15 protein-coding genes are annotated in these 15,676 nt (G+C 64.4%); 4 read left to right on the top strand and 11 right to left on the bottom strand.

Annotation, left to right across the window (positions count from 1 at the left end; all coding sequences use genetic code 11):
- Window positions 1-66 precede the first annotated feature (66 nt).
- The 4 genes from KJP29_RS10295 to KJP29_RS10280 form a co-directional block, all read right to left on the bottom strand.
- A complete protein-coding gene (locus KJP29_RS10295) occupies window positions 67-987 on the bottom strand; it encodes a D-alanine--D-alanine ligase (protein WP_218463473.1) in 921 nt (306 codons plus the stop codon).
- A gap of 97 nt (window positions 988-1,084) precedes the next feature.
- Window positions 1,085-2,014 carry a UDP-N-acetylmuramate dehydrogenase gene (gene murB / locus KJP29_RS10290; protein WP_218463472.1) on the bottom strand — a complete coding sequence of 310 codons (930 nt, stop codon included), beginning with the start codon at window positions 2,012-2,014 and terminating at the stop codon, window positions 1,085-1,087.
- Between the two features lie 71 nt (window positions 2,015-2,085).
- On the bottom strand, window positions 2,086-2,343 hold the full coding sequence (locus tag KJP29_RS10285) for a DUF2484 family protein (RefSeq protein WP_218463471.1): 258 nt from the start codon (window positions 2,341-2,343) through the stop codon (window positions 2,086-2,088).
- A 61-nt stretch (window positions 2,344-2,404) separates the two neighbouring features.
- Entirely contained in the window at window positions 2,405-2,866 is a 462-nt protein-coding gene (locus tag KJP29_RS10280; RefSeq protein WP_218463470.1) for a GNAT family N-acetyltransferase, read from the bottom strand.
- A gap of 187 nt (window positions 2,867-3,053) precedes the next feature.
- Here KJP29_RS10280 and KJP29_RS10275 point away from each other — a divergent pair, with 187 nt between their 5' ends.
- Complete coding sequence (locus KJP29_RS10275; protein WP_218463469.1) at window positions 3,054-4,160, top strand: DUF1036 domain-containing protein; 1,107 nt, start codon at window positions 3,054-3,056, stop codon at window positions 4,158-4,160.
- A 19-nt stretch (window positions 4,161-4,179) separates the two neighbouring features.
- On the opposite strand, the gene KJP29_RS10270 is transcribed toward KJP29_RS10275, so the two are convergent.
- The 6 genes from KJP29_RS10270 to KJP29_RS10245 all read right to left on the bottom strand — a co-directional run bounded on the left by KJP29_RS10270 (window position 4,180) and on the right by KJP29_RS10245 (window position 11,225).
- Window positions 4,180-4,731, bottom strand: coding sequence for an AAA family ATPase (locus tag KJP29_RS10270; RefSeq protein ID WP_218463468.1), 552 nt, complete (start codon window positions 4,729-4,731; stop codon window positions 4,180-4,182).
- 172 nt (window positions 4,732-4,903) lie between these two features.
- Window positions 4,904-7,561 (bottom strand): TRAP transporter large permease subunit, encoded by a 2,658-nt coding sequence (locus KJP29_RS10265; RefSeq protein WP_218463467.1) that lies wholly within the window; start codon window positions 7,559-7,561, stop codon window positions 4,904-4,906.
- 15 nt (window positions 7,562-7,576) lie between these two features.
- Window positions 7,577-8,575 (bottom strand): TRAP transporter small permease subunit, encoded by a 999-nt coding sequence (locus KJP29_RS10260; RefSeq protein WP_218463466.1) that lies wholly within the window; start codon window positions 8,573-8,575, stop codon window positions 7,577-7,579.
- A gap of 124 nt (window positions 8,576-8,699) precedes the next feature.
- Window positions 8,700-9,785 carry a TRAP transporter substrate-binding protein gene (locus tag KJP29_RS10255; RefSeq protein ID WP_218463465.1) on the bottom strand — a complete coding sequence of 362 codons (1,086 nt, stop codon included), beginning with the start codon at window positions 9,783-9,785 and terminating at the stop codon, window positions 8,700-8,702.
- Between the two features lie 212 nt (window positions 9,786-9,997).
- Window positions 9,998-10,648, bottom strand: coding sequence for a ChrR family anti-sigma-E factor (locus tag KJP29_RS10250; protein ID WP_305067339.1), 651 nt, complete (start codon window positions 10,646-10,648; stop codon window positions 9,998-10,000).
- A 1-nt stretch (window position 10,649) separates the two neighbouring features.
- Window positions 10,650-11,225, bottom strand: coding sequence for a sigma-70 family RNA polymerase sigma factor (locus tag KJP29_RS10245; RefSeq protein ID WP_255553678.1), 576 nt, complete (start codon window positions 11,223-11,225; stop codon window positions 10,650-10,652).
- Between the two features lie 241 nt (window positions 11,226-11,466).
- Here KJP29_RS10245 and KJP29_RS10240 point away from each other — a divergent pair, with 241 nt between their 5' ends.
- The 3 genes from KJP29_RS10240 to KJP29_RS10230 are packed head-to-tail and all read left to right on the top strand — an operon-like array spanning window position 11,467 to window position 14,263.
- Window positions 11,467-12,771 (top strand): NAD(P)/FAD-dependent oxidoreductase, encoded by a 1,305-nt coding sequence (locus tag KJP29_RS10240; RefSeq protein ID WP_218463464.1) that lies wholly within the window; start codon window positions 11,467-11,469, stop codon window positions 12,769-12,771.
- A complete protein-coding gene (locus KJP29_RS10235; protein WP_218463463.1) occupies window positions 12,768-13,520 on the top strand; it encodes a DUF1365 domain-containing protein in 753 nt (250 codons plus the stop codon). Before KJP29_RS10240 ends, KJP29_RS10235 begins: the two co-directional genes overlap by 4 nt.
- On the top strand, window positions 13,517-14,263 hold the full coding sequence (locus KJP29_RS10230) for an SDR family oxidoreductase (RefSeq protein ID WP_218463462.1): 747 nt from the start codon (window positions 13,517-13,519) through the stop codon (window positions 14,261-14,263). The genes KJP29_RS10235 and KJP29_RS10230 overlap by 4 nt, the downstream gene beginning before the upstream one ends.
- Here the strand turns inward: KJP29_RS10230 and murC are convergent.
- A complete protein-coding gene (murC, locus tag KJP29_RS10225) occupies window positions 14,260-15,651 on the bottom strand; it encodes a UDP-N-acetylmuramate--L-alanine ligase (RefSeq protein ID WP_218463461.1) in 1,392 nt (463 codons plus the stop codon). The genes KJP29_RS10230 and murC overlap by 4 nt on opposite strands.
- Window positions 15,652-15,676: the final 25 nt, after the last annotated feature.

Here is a 15,676-nt window from a genome sequence, read left to right as displayed (position 1 = left end):
CGCTATGTGGCGCGGCGGCGCTTTCAGGCGCGCGGCGGGGCGGGACATGGCTGGGACGTGTGGCGATCAACGGTTGCAAGACGCGTCCTCCACCAGCCAGCGGCAGAATTGCCCGAAGGTAAGTCCCGCATGGGCGGCCTGTTCCGGCGCCAGCGACGTGGGCGTCATCCCCGGCTGGGTGTTCACCTCCAGAATGATGAGCCCGTCGAGTCCCATCGCCTCGTCCCAGCGGAAATCGGTGCGCGAAATGCCCCGGCACCCCAGCGCCTCATGCGCGCGCAGGGCATAGTCGAGGCAGGCCTCGGTGATGGCGGCGGGAATGTCGGCCGGGATTTCGTGGCGCGATCCGCCGACGGAATACTTGGCATGGTAGTCATACCAGCCGTCCGAGATGATATCGGTCACGCCGAGCGCACGATCGCCCATGACGGTGGTCGTCAGCTCGCGTCCGGGAATATAGGCCTCGACCATCAGCCGCTCGGGCATGTCGTCCGACAGCTTGGGCGGCGTGTTAGCGCCTTCGTTCACGATGTAGACGCCAACGGAAGAACCTTCGTTGAAGGGCTTCACCACATAGGGCGGGTCCATCACATGGGCAGCCTCGATCTCGGCCTTCCGAGCCAGAACCGAGGCGGTAAGCGGCAGGCCCGCGTTGCGCAGGATGACCTTGGTCACTTCCTTGTCCATCGCCATGGACGAGGCGAGAACGCCGGAGTGTGTGTAGGGGATCTTCAGCCACTCGAGGATACCCTGCACGCAGCCATCTTCGCCCCAGCGGCCATGAAGGGCGTTGAAGACGACATCGGGGGAAATCTCGGACAGACGCGTGACGAGATCGGGGCCAGCGTCAAGCTCGACCACCTCGTACCCTTCGCCCCTCAACGCGGCGGCGCATTCGCGCCCAGACGACAAGGACACCTCCCGCTCTGCGGAAGGTCCACCTTTCAGTACCGCGACTTTGAGGGCCTGCCTGCTCGCATCGCCCACTGTCTGCCTCTTGTGCCAACCGATTTTTCGGTCGTTTCTGCTTATTATCCGAAAGTATTGTCGTTCGTTGTCTTATGCGGCGCCGTTTTCACGGCGCTCATTCTTTGCCGGGTTCTCCGACCCGCATGATTTCCCATTGTAGGGTCAGGCCACTGGTTTCGTAAACCTTTTTTCGCACGGCTTCGCCCAGATTTTCGAGGTCGGCTGCCGTGGCGCCCCCGGCGTTGGTCAGGAAGTTCGCGTGCATCTCGTTCATCACGGCCCCGCCCAGCCGTGCCCCGCGCATCCCGGCGTCCTGGATCACCTTCCAGGCCTTCAGTTCATGGGTATCGTCCGCCTGCCCTGTCGAGGAATAGCCCGCAGGGTTGCGAAAGGTCGATCCCGCCGTGCGATCCTTGGTCGGCTGGCTTGCATCCCGTTTCGCAAGCTGCTCGGTCATCCGCGCCTCGAGCGCGTCAGGATCACCCGCCGGCCCCGCCATCGTAACCCGCGTGATGATCATATCGGGTGGAAGCTCCGTCTGGCGGTAGGCGAATTTCATGTCCGCGGGCGTGAGCGTCACCCGCTCGCCCGACCGCGTGACCGCTTCTGCCTCGCGAAAGACGTCAGCCATATAGGTGCCGTAGCACCCGGCGTTCATCCGCGCGGCCCCGCCGATCGAGCCGGGGATCGTGCGCAGGAAGGTGAGGTCTACGCCGTCCGCCGCCGCCTTCTTCGCCACATGGGCATCGAGCGCGGCGGCCCCCGCGCTCACCATCTGCCCGGCGACGCCGATCTCGTTGAACCCCCGCCCGAGACGGATCACCACGCCCCGGATGCCGCCGTCCCGCACGATCAGGTTGGAGCCAACGCCCATGGGAAAGACCGGCACCGAAGGGTCGAGCGCCGCAAGAAAGTCCGCCAGATCGTCCATGTCCGCAGGTTGGAATAACCAGTCCGCAGGCCCGCCCACGCGCATCCATGTGAGCGAGGACAGGTCACGGTCGGGCGTGAGCGCCCCGCGGGGTTGAGGCAGAGACTGGGTCATGGCGGGATGGGTAACGCCTGCACACAGGCCCCGCAAGGTGCGGTTTGGCGACGAACCGCTCTCCGTCCGCCTCAGTGGTCCGGAATTTCAAGCTTTTCGCCACGCATCAGCGCCGGGATCGCCTTGAACCCGTTGCGAAACAGCGACCCGAAGGCAAAGAGCCCCACGGCGGTCCAGAGCCAGCCGTTCTCGGCCCCGATCCAGAACAGGAGCGCGATCCCGCCCAGACCCAGAACGGTTCCCGGCAGGATCTGCTTTCGAATGGGCAAAGGCGCGATGAGACAGGCGGCCAGCACCCAGGCGCATCCGGCAATCAGTGATGGGGTCATGTCGCAACCTTTCCATGTGTCGCGACAGCCCTACGCCGGACCTGCGGCCAAATTCGGGCGTTTAGCCGATGAAAAGATGAAGCCCCACCGTATCGTCCTTGAACCCGAGCTTGCGGTAGAACCCCTCGGCATGGAACGACTTGGGCGAGAGCAGCGAAATGTCAGCGCAGTTCTTGGCCCGCGCCTTGTCGATGGCGGCGGTCATGACGGCAGAGGCAAAGCCGCGCCCCCGGTAATCGGGCAGCGTCACGACGTTCTCGATCCGGGCCAATGGCCTGCCGCCATAGGTAAGGTTCGGCAGGATCGACAGCATCGCGGTCGCCACGATCCGCCCTTCGCATTCCGCGCCGAAGAGCGATGTGCCGGGCATCGCGAGAATTTCGTAAAGGATCGCTTCGCCCGTCGGGCCCTCTGGCACGGGGTTGTCGCGGCTCAGGGCGCTGAGAAGACGGTGGAGGTCCGGGAAGTCGTAGCGCGACAGTTCACGCACCCGTGGTGTAGCGGCCACCTGTGTCTCGGCCATGATCAGTTCCTCCCTAACGCGCCCCGGGGCGATCTTTCCCGGGTGGCCGAGTCTCGGACGCGGGCGGGAATTGGTCAAGGGGGCGTTCCCCTGCCCCCCGTCCAGCCGGTCCCGCACGCCGGACTTGCCCAAGAACGGTGTCAGGCGCAGGATGGAAGGCATTGGATTGTCAATTTTGGGGGATGGAATGAAGACGCTTTACTTGCTGGCTGCGCTGGGTCTCGCACCGACCGCCGCCCTGGCCGAGCTTCGCTTTTGCAACGACACGGACGAGGTCGTCTCGGTCGCCGTGGGCTACAAGGGCGCGCAGGACTGGACCTCGGAGGGGTGGTGGAACGTGGACCCCGGCGACTGCAAGGGCGTCACCGTGGGCGACGGTCCCAAGACGCACTACTATTACCGGGTCGAAGCGCGAGGCATCACCTTCGAGCACGAAGCCTATATGTTCTGCACGATCGACGAGGAGTTCACCATCGTCGGGGACACGGACTGCGACGCGCGGGGCTACGACCGAGAGGAGTTCGTGGAGATCGCGATGGAGGGGGCGGACGACCACACCGTCACCTTCTCGGCCACCGAGGACCCGGCCCAGGTCGGCACCGGACCGGCCACGGACCGCACGGCAAACGCGGCCGGCAGCGGCGGTGACACCGGGTCTGCCCAGACCGAAACCGGCGGCGCGGCCCTGCTTCGTAACGTCTTGCGCACTTCGCCCGAAGTCGAGACCGCGCCCGGCGGCACCTATGGCGAGCCCTTCACCATCACCGGGCTTTTCAGCCACTGCGACGTGCTCGACGCAGGGATCAATTGTTACTTCATCCATGATGGCTGGATCTATACGGCGTCCAGTTACAACCACACCTCCACCGTGCTGCTCGAGGACCTCAATACGCGCGAGTTGAACACGACCATGCTCTTCACCGGGGATCTCTCCTCCTACGAAGGCAAGGAAGCCGAGATCGTGCTGACAAGCTATTTCGAGACCGCGTCGGACGGCTTCGAGAGCGAGCGCGCGGCGCTCCAAGGGTTCTGGAAATCCGCGGACGACAGCCAGTTCGAAGTCGTCATTCACGGCTCCTCCTATGAGGAGGTCTACGAAGGCATCCCGGACGTGCCCGCGATGATGCAGTTCATGCAAGGTTGCCCGGATGCACCCGGTGACGGCGTCGCGTTCCAATTGGTCACACCAGACGGGCTCGACGACCGCTGCTTCTTCGTGTCCTACGTGGACGACAACGCCTTCGAGCTGATCTACGCGGGGCGCGGGAACACCCTGGCCTTCGTCAGGAATTGATCGGACGGGTGAACCGGGCTTATTGGGCCGGTCCCCCTTTCGTCACGATCCAGTCCGCGATGGCTTCGGCGCATTCCTCGGCGGTCAGCTCGGTGGTGTCGAGCGACAGGACACGGTCGGCATCCCGCCCCATGAGAAGTTGGCCTTCTTCGTGGTATTGCAGGGCGAGCGCCCGCTTGCGCGACTTGGCCATCGCTTCGCGACCGGCCGAGCCGATCCGGCGCACGTTCTCGTCCGGGTCGCAATGGACATGCACGACATAGAGCGGCCCGCGGGCCTCGGCCAGCCGTTCGATCCGGGCCCAGGCTTCGGCCGACCAGTCGGACCCTTCGCGCAGAGCATCGGTCAGGATGACCGGCGTATCGTCAGGCAGTGACGTGATCAGCCCGTCGGCAATGTCCCAGACCGCGCGCACGGTGTCGTAGAAGGCAGGAGATTTGAACTCGGTCAGAGCATAGGCGATGTTCATCTGCGTGTGCACGTCGAGAAGCCTGCCGCCCAGACGATCCATGAGCGCCTGACCGATGGTGAGTTTGCCCGTTCCCGGGAAGCCATTGAGAAATATCAGCATGGCGCGAGACTGCGTCAGCCCCGCGCGTTCGTCAAACTGAACTTTCGTGGCGTCGGCATATTTTCGCGGCGGATTTTTCTCACTTCGGGACGTGGTCAATCCCACCGCCGCACGGAATGCAAACAGGCGCGGGATCTCGTCCCGCGCCTGTTCCTGATTGGTACAAGCCACCTCAGAAGTTGAGGGACACGTCCCGGTGTTCCGCCGCGCAGCGCGCCATGGCGAGCGCCTGTTCGCGGGTGAAGCGGTCCTGCTGGCGAATGCCGAAGGTGTCGCGCACGGTGGTGACGAAGGCGCGCACCCCGGGCAGCACCTCGGCCGCCTCCGTCCGCCACGCTTTCTGCGCTTCATACTCGGCGAGCGCATCGGCGTAGTTTTCCATCACGGCCTCGCGGTCCACCTCGTCCTCGTCAAGCTCGCGACGGGCCTTGGCGAGCGCCGAGCGAACATCGCCCGCGCCTTCCACTTCACCGATCAGGCCTTCGACCTCCTCGACGGTTGCGGCGTCGGCTTCGCCCTGCCCGTTCTCCATGAGACCTTGCAATCCGCGCAGAGGTTCCTCGAGCGCAAAGAAGGCGTCGCTCGCTTCCAGCACGGCAAGAACCTCGGCCGGACCGGAGTAGGCGTCGTCCGCCGACCGGCGATAGGCATTGCGCGCGTCTTCCTCGGCGGCGGTCAGCTCCGCAAAGGTATCGTGCGTCGCGTCCCAGTCCTCGGGAATCTGGGTCTCGAGCGCAGCGATCTCGGCATCGAGCGCGTCGACCTCGGCCTGCAATTCCGCACGGCGATCTTCGAACGACTCGCCGCGCAGGCGACCGATCGTCGTCGTTTTCACGTCACGTTCCTCGACGATCCGGCGGATCTGCTTTTCGAGAGACCGCACCTGGGTCTGGACCGGTCGATAGGCGACCGCAGCCGCCAGCACGGCGTCGTCGGTTTCCTTGATCTCCGCCATGCCGGCGACGGCCTCTTCCGCTGCGGTCACACCGTCGGCGAAGTCCTCGGCCATATCCTCGGGCAAGACCGACAGATCGAGCGCACGCGCGGCTTCGATGGCCTGCGAGGTCGAGGGATCGCGGGCCAGTTCGGCGCCGACGTAATCCTCGATGCAGAGTTGCAGTTTCGGGTTACGCGGCGGCGGTGCGGTTTCCGACAGGAAGCTCGACCGGTTCGGCAGGTAGTTCACGAGGGGCGGATAGGTCCCCACGATGACCAGCGCAAGAAGCTGCAACCCGATGAAGGGCACGACGCCCTTGTAGATCTGCATCGTGCGCACCACGGCCGGCGCCACGCCCCTCAGGTAGAAGAGTGCGAAGCCGAAGGGTGGTGTCAGGAAGCTCGTTTGCAGGTTGAGACCGATCATCACGCCAAGCCAGACGGCGGTAACGTTCGCGCCGGGGTCGGACAGAAGGATCGGCGCCACAATCGGCACCACGACAACGGCGATCTCGATGAAGTCGAGGAAGAAGCCGAGGACGAAGATCACCGCCATGACGATGAAGAACTGGGTCCAGAACCCGCCCGGCATGCCATTGAGGAACTCGCGCACCAACTCTTCGCCGCCGAAGCCACGGAAAGCGGCGGTCAGCATCGCCGCGCCCAGAAGGATGATGAAGACGAGCGAGGTGGTCTTCGCAGTTTCCAGCATTACGCCTTGAAGCGTGTCCTCGATCCGGATCGCGCGAAGCGCGGCCCAAGCCAGAGAGATGATGAGGAGCACGGTGGCGAAAGCGCCGATGGCGATGCCGAGCATGTCCTGCGGCGTGTCGATGGACTTCACGTTCATCTCGAAGAACGACAGGGCCACACCCACGAGCACCAGCGCGAGGATTGCGACCAGAGCCGGACCGAAGAGCGCCCGGGTCCCCGGTTTCGGCAGGCGGTAGGACGCCATGATGAGCGCACCGGCCGCACCGATGGCACCGGCCTGGTTCACGGTGGCGATGCCGCCGATGATCGAACCGAGCACGAGGAAGATGAGCGCGAGCGGCGGCACGAGCGACAGGAACACGCTGCCCCAGAAGGCGAGGTCCCATTTCTGGGTCTTGTCATGCACGGCGGGCGCGGCCTTGGGCCGGATCACCGCGAAGACGAGGATATAGATCATGTAGATCGCGACGAGCAGCAGGCCCGGCACCAGTGCGCCCAGGAACATCTCGCCCGCCGAGGTGCCGGACACGTCGAAGAGCGACGGCATCTGCAGGTCGCCGGTCGCCTCGGTGTAAAGCGACTTGCGCAGGTTCGACGCCTGATCGGCGGCAGAGGCCAACTGGTCGGCGAGGATGATGAGCACGATCGAGGGCGGGATGATCTGACCCAGCGTGCCCGAGGCCGCGATGGTCCCGGTGGCGAGCGGCGTCGAGTAGTTCGAGCGCAGCATTGCGGGGAGAGAGATCATGCCCATCGCGACCACGGTCGCGCCGACGATCCCCGTCGTGGCGGCCAGAAGCGCACCCACGAAAACGACCGAGATGCCCAGACCGCCGGGCACAGGACCGAAAAGCTGCGCCATGGTGACCAGAAGGTCCTCGGCGATCTTCGAGCGCTGGAGCATGATGCCCATGAAGATGAAGAGCGGGATGGCGATGAGCGTATCCCTCTCGACCTCCCAATAGACCCCTCGGAGGTTCGTCACCCCCGCCGTCAGCCATTGCTGCGGTCCGCCCGAGTGGAAGTAGGCGTCGGTAGATCCTGCGCCCAGATATCCTGCCAGCGCGGCAAGCCCGATGGTGATGATCGCGGCGCCCGGCAGCGCGAAGGCGACGGGGTAGCCCGAGCCCAGCGCTGCGGCCATGATGCCGATAAGCAGCAGAAGGAAAAACAGTTCCATAGGTCAGGCGCCCCCTTAATGCGCGTCGGATGGGGCCGGTTCACGGTGGCCCGGTTCGTCGCGCGCATCGGCGACGGCGTCGAAGAAGTAGCTCACGAACTGGATGAGCATGGTGATCCCGAAAAGTCCGATGAAAAGCGCCATCTGGTATTTCACGAACATGCCGAAAGGTCCGGCCTGGCTTACCTCGAAGTTGGCGAGCGGCGCATTGATGATCGACTGCCTGCCGCCGAAGCCGACGGCGAGGATCACCCAGACCGTCGTCATCCCCAGCAGGATGGTTCCGAAAGCGTTGAAGAGCCCTTTTCGCGTGCGTCCCATGCCCGCATAGAGGATGTCCACCCGCACATGTCCTTCGTCAAAAAGCGTATAGGCCGACGCGAAGAGGAAGAGCGCAGCATACCAGTAGCGCACGAGGTCGCCCATGAGCGCCTGTTCGTAGGAGAAGAGGAATCGGCTCACCACGATGAGCAGCTCGGCGGTGACGATGAGGAGCGCGAGCCAAGTGAAGCCCAGCGTGCGCGTGAAGAGCGCTACGATGAAGGCCAGCACGACGAGGGGTGCGTGGATATAGGGGCCGACCCAATTGGCGCGGGCGAGCGCGCGGGCGGTGTCCTGTCCTAAGTGCGGGGTGAAGAAATCCTCGACCCGGGCAAAGGCGATGACGGCATCGACGACCCCCACGAAGAACACGGACCAGAAGAGCGCCCGGATCAGGTAGACGTTGAACATGTGGATGCGATGCGCGTCCCAGCGGATCGAGCGGTCCTGCGTTATCAGGACAAAGACCGCGGCGATGGCGATCCCGACCGCGTAGAGTGCGGCCTGCACCATGGCCAGAACACCGCCCTCGGCGGTGACGGTGGCCGTGCCGGGGAAGCCAAAATAGACGACGAGAACATTGTTGACGAGAAACGCCGCGAGAACGCCCAGCATGATCCAGCCGAAAAGACGCTGGAGAATGGCGGGTTTCCCGTGCAGCGGAATCTCGGTGTGATCGAAGACCTCAGTCATGGCCCCTCCCCCGAATACTGCGAATCCGTGATGTGTGCATGTATCAGAAAAAAGCGGGACCGCAGCCCCGCTTTTCAATTTTGGACGCAGGGTGACATGCGAGAGGCCACCCTGCGCGGCACCATCAGCCGATGTCGAAGATGCGGTTGCGGTTCTCGACGAACTGGCCTTCGAAGAGCGCGACACCGCGGCCATACTGGCGCATGGCCTTTTGCATCGAGTCGTTGATGCGGGAGGCCAGATCGTCGAAGGCGGCAGCTTCTTCGAAGACTTCCATCGCGGCTTCGCCCATGGCGTCCCACACGTCTTCGTTGAACGAGCGGACTTCGACGCCTTGTTCGTCCTGCAGTCTCTGCAGGTATTCACCGTTGAGCGCGACGGCTTCATAGTAGGAAGCGGCGTTCTCTTCGGCGGCGGCGGCCGAGATGATGGCGCGCTCGGTGTCGGTCAGCGACGACCACCACGACTTGTTCGAGGTGAGCGAAAGCTGGGCGCCAGGCTCGTGCATGCCGCCGGTGTAGTAGTACTTGGCTGCTTCGTAGAATTTCATGAAGTAGTCGTTGTACGGACCCACCCACTCGGTCGCGTCGATCGAACCGGAGACGAGGTTTTCATAGATCTGGCCGCCCGGCAGCGACACGGTCGAGGCGCCGAGCTTGGACATGACCTGACCGCCCTGGCCCGGAATACGCATCTTCAGACCCTTGAGGTCGTCGGCGCTTTCGATTTCCTTGTTGAACCAGCCGCCGGCCTGGGTGCCGGTGTTGCCGGCCGGGATCCCGTAGAGGCCGAACTGGTCCTGAAGCTCGTCCCACAGCGCGCGGCCTTCACCGAAGGCGCACCAGGCGTTGATCTCGGCAAAGGTCATGCCGAAGGGAACGGCGGTGAAATAGGCGAGACCCGGGTGCTTGCCGGTCCAGTAGTAGTCGGCACCGATGTAAGCCTGCGAGTTGCCGTTCGCGACTTCGTCGAACACGTCCAGCGCGCCCACACGTTCGCCAGCGGCGTAGTATTCGGTCTGAATGGCGCCTTCCGACAGTTCGGTGATCCGTGCTGCGAGACGCTGGGCCGAGACGCCCAGACCCGGCATGTCACGGGGCCAGGTCGACACGATGGTCATGGTCTTGGCACCCTGAGCGATGGCCGGAGCGGCAAGCGCAGACCCAGCGGCGCCGATTGCGGCACCCTTCAGAAACTTCCGACGTTCCATATAATCCTCCTCCAGGAATGACGTCTTGTCATTTTTATCGGAAACGCGCGCAGTGCGCGCAACCTTTGTCCGTCATACCTTTTGAACTGGCTATTTCAAACCGAAAAACGCCCGCAGTGAGGGTTAAATCGCGGATATCCTGCGCAAAATAAGGGCGCGCTACGTGTTTCTACGTAACCCGCGAAACCCCTGCGAGGCTATGTCGCAGCCGGTCAGATCGCGAAGAAGGGCTGCAGGATCCGGGGCACCAGCCCATGGAACCGCAGGGGCGCGTCGGTGGCGGCGAGACAGATGCAGTCCACGCCTTCATCCGCCGTCGGAATATGCTCGAGATCCCCGTCCGCCTGTTCGACGTCGCCGACCCCGAAGTGCCCGGTTGCATCCGAGAAGCCTCCTTGAAGCACCAGCGTCAATTCCAGCCCGCCGTGGGTATGCTCCGGGACCGGACGCCCGGCGGGGATATAGAGAAGGCGCGCCGATCCTTCGTTGTCTGCCGAGAGGATGCATTGGCGCACGCCACCCCCTAGCCGTTTCCACTTGGGTCCCTGCCCCCTGAGCGCCTGCGCCACCGGGGCGGGATAGACGTCGAAGGCATCGATCGCCGGCGCTTCCATGTCGAACCGCTCCGCCGGGTCGTCGAGCGCTGCCATCACCCGGGCGCGCAGATTGCCGGTCAGGGCGGTCTCCCCGATCCCGTCGAGCACGACGCCTCCCGCTGCTTCATGCGCCTCGAGCGCGGCGCGACAGTCGTCGCACATCGACACATGCGTCGCCACGACAAGCGAAAACGCTTGCGACAGCGAACCCGTCGCATAGGCCGCCATCACGGCGTCGGAAATATGGTGCGTGACGTTCATCGTCATCCTATCGCAAGTCCTTCAGTTCGTGCCGGAGTCGGTCGAGCCCCAGCCGGATGCGGGACTTGATCGTTCCGAGCGGAAGCCCGGTGGCCTCAGCTATGTCGCTATGTGTCAGCTCGCCAAGATAGGCGCGCTCGATTATGTCGCGCTGGTCCGGGTTGAGCCGGTCAAGAGCGGCGCGCAAGACGTCCGCTTCCTGTTCCAGCGCCATCACCTGACCGGCGTCGGGTTCATGCTCGGGCTCTTCGGCCACGAGCGCTTCCGGCAGCGGGCGATTGCGCCGTGCCATGTCGATGTTGCGGTTGCGGGCGATCTGGTAGATCCAGCTCGACACCTGCGCGCGGGCGGGATCGAAAAGATGCGCCTTGCGCCAGACCGAGAGCATGACGTCCTGCACGATGTCCTCGGCCTGTGCCGGTTTCGCCCCGGCCCGGATCACGAAGCCCTTCAGGCGCGGCGCGAAGTGATCGAACAGAAGCCCGAAAGCCACCTTGTCGCGCTGGTCCCGGATCGCGAGCATCCAGCGTGTCTGCTCGGAAAAGAGCTGCGCGTCGGGCCGGTTGCTTCCCCCCTGCGTCATCGGTGTCTTCATTCCCTGTCGCGCACGCTTCTTCTGTGACGGTGTCTCGACCTTCGCCGGACGCGGCACCGTCAGCACCGCAAGCGGTAGCTCGCCCCCCTCATCGAAGGTGAGACTCAGGTCCGTATGATCGTCGTTCACGCGCAACATACCCCCATTACGCCCTGCGACGAAACTTGGATCACTTTTGATCCGTATCTTTCTGCGACGCGTAAGCAGCACAACAACAAGAGGATTTTGCATGTCGTTCGACGCTCCCCCCCCAATGCCCCGGAAAATCGCGATCATCGGTGGCGGTATCTCGGGTCTTGCTGCCGCCTATCTGCTGGGCGCGGAAAACGACGTCACGCTCTACGAGGCGGAAGGCCGGCTGGGCGGGCATGCGCGCACGGTCATGGCCGGCGTCGGGGGGGATCAGCCGGTCGACACCGGCTTCATCGTCTTCAACTACGAAACCTATCCGCATTTCACCGAGATGCTCGGCAAGCTCGACGTGCCGGTCGCCAAGAGCAACATGAGCTTCGGCGCGAGCGTGGACAGCGGCCGTGTGGAATACTCGCTCCAGACGCTCAACACGATCTTCGGTCAACGCCGCAACATCGCCAACCCCCGCTTCGTGTCGATGATCCGCGACATCCTGAAGTTCAACGAAGGTGCGGAGGCAGCGGCGCAGTCGGACGACATCACCATCGGGGATCTCGTGCGCCTGATGGGGCTCGGCGACTGGTTCGAGCGACACTACCTGATGCCGATCTGCGGGGCGATCTGGTCCACGCCGACGATGGACGTGCGGTCCTTCCCGGCGAAGACGCTCGTCAACTTCTTCAAGAATCATTCACTTCTCAGCTGGAAGCAGCACCAGTGGTACACGATCGACGGCGGATCGCGCGAATACGTGCGCCGATTGAGCGCGGACATTCAGGCCAAGGGGGTGCGCCTGCGCCCCGCCACGCCGGTTTCCCACGTGACGCGTTCGCCCGGTCAGGCCACCGTGACCGCGCAGGGCATGTTGCCCGAAACTTTTGACGAGGTGATCTTCGCCTGCCATTCGGATCAGGCGCTTCGCCTTCTGGCCGATGCCGACAAGGAAGAAACCACTGCGCTTTCAGCCATCCGCTACCAGCCCAACCGGGCCGTGCTGCACCGCGACCGGACCCAGATGCCGCGCCGCCGGCGGTGCTGGTCAGCCTGGACCTACCGCGCGGACAGCGCGGGCGCGGACACGCATGTCGGCGTCACCTACTGGATGAACCGGCTTCAGAACATTCCCGAAACCGATCCGCTCTTCGTCTCGCTGAACCCGGTGGGCGAGATCCGGGAAGACACGATCTATGACGACGTGAGCTTCGATCATCCGGTGTTCGACCGGGCCGCGCTGGCCGCGCAATCGACGCTCGGCACGCTCAATGGCACGCGCAACACATGGTTCGCCGGCGCCTATATGCGTCACGGCTTCCACGAGGACGGCTTCGCCTCGGCCGTCGCCGTGGCCGAGAAGATGCGGGCGCTCCGGACGGTGACGCCGGGGCTGATCGCGGCGGAATGACCGGGGCGCGGCTTCTCTCGGGGTCCACGACCCATGCCCGGCGCGGCGCGGTGAAGAACAGCTTCACCTATGGGGTGGACTATGTGCTGATCGATCCACGCGAGACGAGGGGCCTCTGGCCGCTGTTCACCCGCAACCGCGTCGGCATCATGGCGCTTCACGACCGCGATCACGGCGGACAACGCGGCGCCGGGCATGGCGTGACATGGGCGGAGGAGGTGTTCCGCACCGCGGGCCTTGACCCTGCGGAACTTCGGATCTGGCTCCTTGCCCAGCCCCGCTTCATGGGATTCTGGTTCAACCCGGTCGCCTTCTGGATCGCCGAAAGGGACAGCGCTCTGGTCGCGGTTATCGCCGAGGTGAACAACACCATGGGCGACCGCCATTCCTATCTGTGCAAGCGGGAGGGTTTCGCCCCGATCCGCCCGTCCGACGTGATCGAGGCGGAGAAGGTCTTTCACGTCTCGCCCTTTCAGGAGGTCGCGGGGACCTATCGGTTCCGGTTCTCTCTCGGCGACGACCGGATCGCCATTCTCATCGACCATGTGAACGGAACCGGGGGCGTGACCGCAACGTTGACCGGACCTGTAGAGCCCCTGACCCATGGCACTCTGGCCCGAGCTGCGCTCCGCCGTCCCACGGGGGCGCTCCGGGTCATGGCGTTGATTCTGTGGCAGGCCGCAAAACTCAAACTCAAGGGCGCACGCTTCCGGCGCCGCCCGGAACCGCCGATGGAAGAAGTGACATGAGCCCGACCAAGTCCCTCCCCGCCACGCGATACTGGATCGTGGGTGCCTCCGAAGGTCTGGGTCGCGCCATCGCCCATGCGCTCGACAAACGCGGCGCGTCGCTGGTCGTGTCGGCGCGGTCCGAAGACAAGCTGAAAAGCCTCGCAGGAGAGCTGCGTGACGCGACCGCCGTCACTGTGGACGTGACCGACCCGGCATCTGTCGCCGAGGCCGCACGCAGGGCCGGGCAGTTCGACGGCATGATCTATTCCGTCGGGGCCTATGAGCCGACCAAGGCCACCCAATGGGACGGGGACGCGGTGCGGCTCATGATCGACACCAACATCACCGGATGCGTGAACGTTCTGAGCGAAGTGGTCCCGCGCTTCGTCGCCGCGAACAAGGGGCATATCGCGCTCATCGGGTCGCTGTCGGGGTTTCGGGGTCTGCCCGGCGCCGTGGGCTATGGCCTGTCGAAGGCCGCCGTCATGCACACGGCCGAGAACCTGCGCATCGACCTGTCGCAGACCGACATTCTCGTGCAGCGGATGAACCCCGGGTTCATCGACACCCGCCTGACCGAGAAGAACGATTTCAAGATGCCCCAGCTCATGACCCCGGAAGAGGCCGCCGCGCATGTGCTCCACGCCATCGACCGGCGCAAGTTCTCGCACAGTTTCCCGAGGCCGTTTTCCTGGATGTTCACCGTGGGCCAGCACCTGCCCATCGGCTGGTTTCAGGGCCTCTTCAAGGGCCTCGTCTAGCCGAGCTTCGCCTCGAGCGCCCGCGCCCAGGTCGAAATGGTCCCGGCGCCGAGGCAGACGACGATATCTCCTGGCTTCGCGTTCTCCCGGACCAACGTTGCAAGATCCTCTTCCGAGCTGATCGCGTGGGCGTGGCGGTGGCCATGGGCCGTGAGCCCCGCCACGAGGTCGTCCCGGCTCGCCCCGGGGATAGGATCTTCGCCAGCGGCATAGACATCGGCGATGCCCACGACGTCGGCCTCGTTGAAACAGGTGCAGAAGTCCTCGAACAGCGTGTGCAGGCGCGAGAAGCGGTGCGGCTGGTGGACGGCGATCACCCGCCCCTCGACCGCCTGACGCGCGGCTTTGAGCACGGCGGCGATCTCGACCGGGTGGTGGCCGTAGTCGTCGATGATCGGCACACCGTTCCAGTCGCCGACCCGGGTGAAGCGGCGGTTGACGCCCCCGAAGGCCGCGAGCGCAGCACGGATCTCGTCGCCCTTCATCCCCAGATGCCGCGCCACGGCAACGGCGCCGAGGGCATTGGAGACGTTGTGGTTTCCGGGCATCGGCAGGGTGCAGCCCTCGATGGTGAGGTCAGGCAGCACGATGTCGAAATGCGCCACACCCGCCTTGTAGCTGAGGTTCGTCGCGCGCACATCGGCCTGGGCGTTGAAACCGAAGGTCACGACCCGGCGGTCGGTGATCTTGCCCACCAGCGATTGCACGTCGGGATCATCGGTGCAGCAGACGGCGAGACCGTAGAAGGGAATGTTCGAGACAAAGTCGTAGAAGCCCTTGTGAAGCGCCTCTTCCGTGCCCCAGTGGTCCATATGCTCGGGGTCGATGTTCGTGACGATGGCGATGGTCGCGGGCAGCCGGTTGAAGGTGCCGTCGCTTTCGTCGGCCTCGACCACCATCCACTCGCCCTGCCCCATCCGCGCGTTGGAGCCATAGGCATGAATGACGCCGCCGTTGATGACGGTCGGGTCGATGCCACCTGCCACGAGAAGTTCGGCGACGAGCGTCGTCGTGGTCGTCTTGCCGTGGGTGCCGGCGACCGCGATGTTCGATTTGAGCCGCATGAGTTCGGCCAGCATCTCGGCCCGGCGCACGACCGGAAGGCCGCGCAGGCGGGCGGTGTCGAGTTCCGGGTTGCCCTTCTTGATCGCCGAGGAAATCACGACGACCTCGGCATTCTCGAGGTTCTCGGCACGCTGACCGATAAAGATCTCGGCCCCCAGCGAGGCGAGGCGCTCGGTGATGGGTGACGCCTTGAGGTCCGACCCCTGCACCCGGTAGCCATGGTTGATGAGCACCTCGGCGATGCCCGACATGCCGATCCCGCCGATACCCACGAAATGCACCGCGCCCATTTCCGTGGGGAGTTTCGTTGCCGCTGCGTTCATCGCCGGTCCCTCTTGTCTTGGTTGC

Source organism: Maritimibacter sp. DP1N21-5 (assembly GCF_019218295.1).
Taxonomy (GTDB): Bacteria; Pseudomonadota; Alphaproteobacteria; order Rhodobacterales; family Rhodobacteraceae; genus Maritimibacter.
The sequence above is the reverse complement of the archived record's forward strand: the minus strand, read 5'-3'. Positions and strand labels throughout refer to the sequence as shown.

What these genes read in the sequence shown, in the direction of transcription:
- KJP29_RS10285 (WP_218463471.1), bottom strand. Translation starts at nt 2,343, where the DNA reads ATGACCCCATCACTGATTGCCGGATGCGCCTGGGTGCTGGCCGCCTGT.
- KJP29_RS10250 (WP_305067339.1), bottom strand. Translation starts at nt 10,648, where the DNA reads ATGACGATGAACGTCACGCACCATATTTCCGACGCCGTGATGGCGGCC.
- KJP29_RS10260 (WP_218463466.1), bottom strand. Translation starts at nt 8,575, where the DNA reads ATGACTGAGGTCTTCGATCACACCGAGATTCCGCTGCACGGGAAACCC.
- KJP29_RS10280 (WP_218463470.1), bottom strand. Translation starts at nt 2,866, where the DNA reads ATGGCCGAGACACAGGTGGCCGCTACACCACGGGTGCGTGAACTGTCG.
- KJP29_RS10275 (WP_218463469.1), top strand. Translation starts at nt 3,054, where the DNA reads ATGAAGACGCTTTACTTGCTGGCTGCGCTGGGTCTCGCACCGACCGCC.
- KJP29_RS10240 (WP_218463464.1), top strand. Translation starts at nt 11,467, where the DNA reads ATGTCGTTCGACGCTCCCCCCCCAATGCCCCGGAAAATCGCGATCATC.
- KJP29_RS10230 (WP_218463462.1), top strand. Translation starts at nt 13,517, where the DNA reads ATGAGCCCGACCAAGTCCCTCCCCGCCACGCGATACTGGATCGTGGGT.
- murB (WP_218463472.1), bottom strand. Translation starts at nt 2,014, where the DNA reads ATGACCCAGTCTCTGCCTCAACCCCGCGGGGCGCTCACGCCCGACCGT.
- KJP29_RS10235 (WP_218463463.1), top strand. Translation starts at nt 12,768, where the DNA reads ATGACCGGGGCGCGGCTTCTCTCGGGGTCCACGACCCATGCCCGGCGC.
- KJP29_RS10255 (WP_218463465.1), bottom strand. Translation starts at nt 9,785, where the DNA reads ATGGAACGTCGGAAGTTTCTGAAGGGTGCCGCAATCGGCGCCGCTGGG.
- KJP29_RS10270 (WP_218463468.1), bottom strand. Translation starts at nt 4,731, where the DNA reads ATGCTGATATTTCTCAATGGCTTCCCGGGAACGGGCAAACTCACCATC.
- KJP29_RS10265 (WP_218463467.1), bottom strand. Translation starts at nt 7,561, where the DNA reads ATGGAACTGTTTTTCCTTCTGCTGCTTATCGGCATCATGGCCGCAGCG.
- murC (WP_218463461.1), bottom strand. Translation starts at nt 15,651, where the DNA reads ATGAACGCAGCGGCAACGAAACTCCCCACGGAAATGGGCGCGGTGCAT.
- KJP29_RS10245 (WP_255553678.1), bottom strand. Translation starts at nt 11,225, where the DNA reads ATGACGCAGGGGGGAAGCAACCGGCCCGACGCGCAGCTCTTTTCCGAG.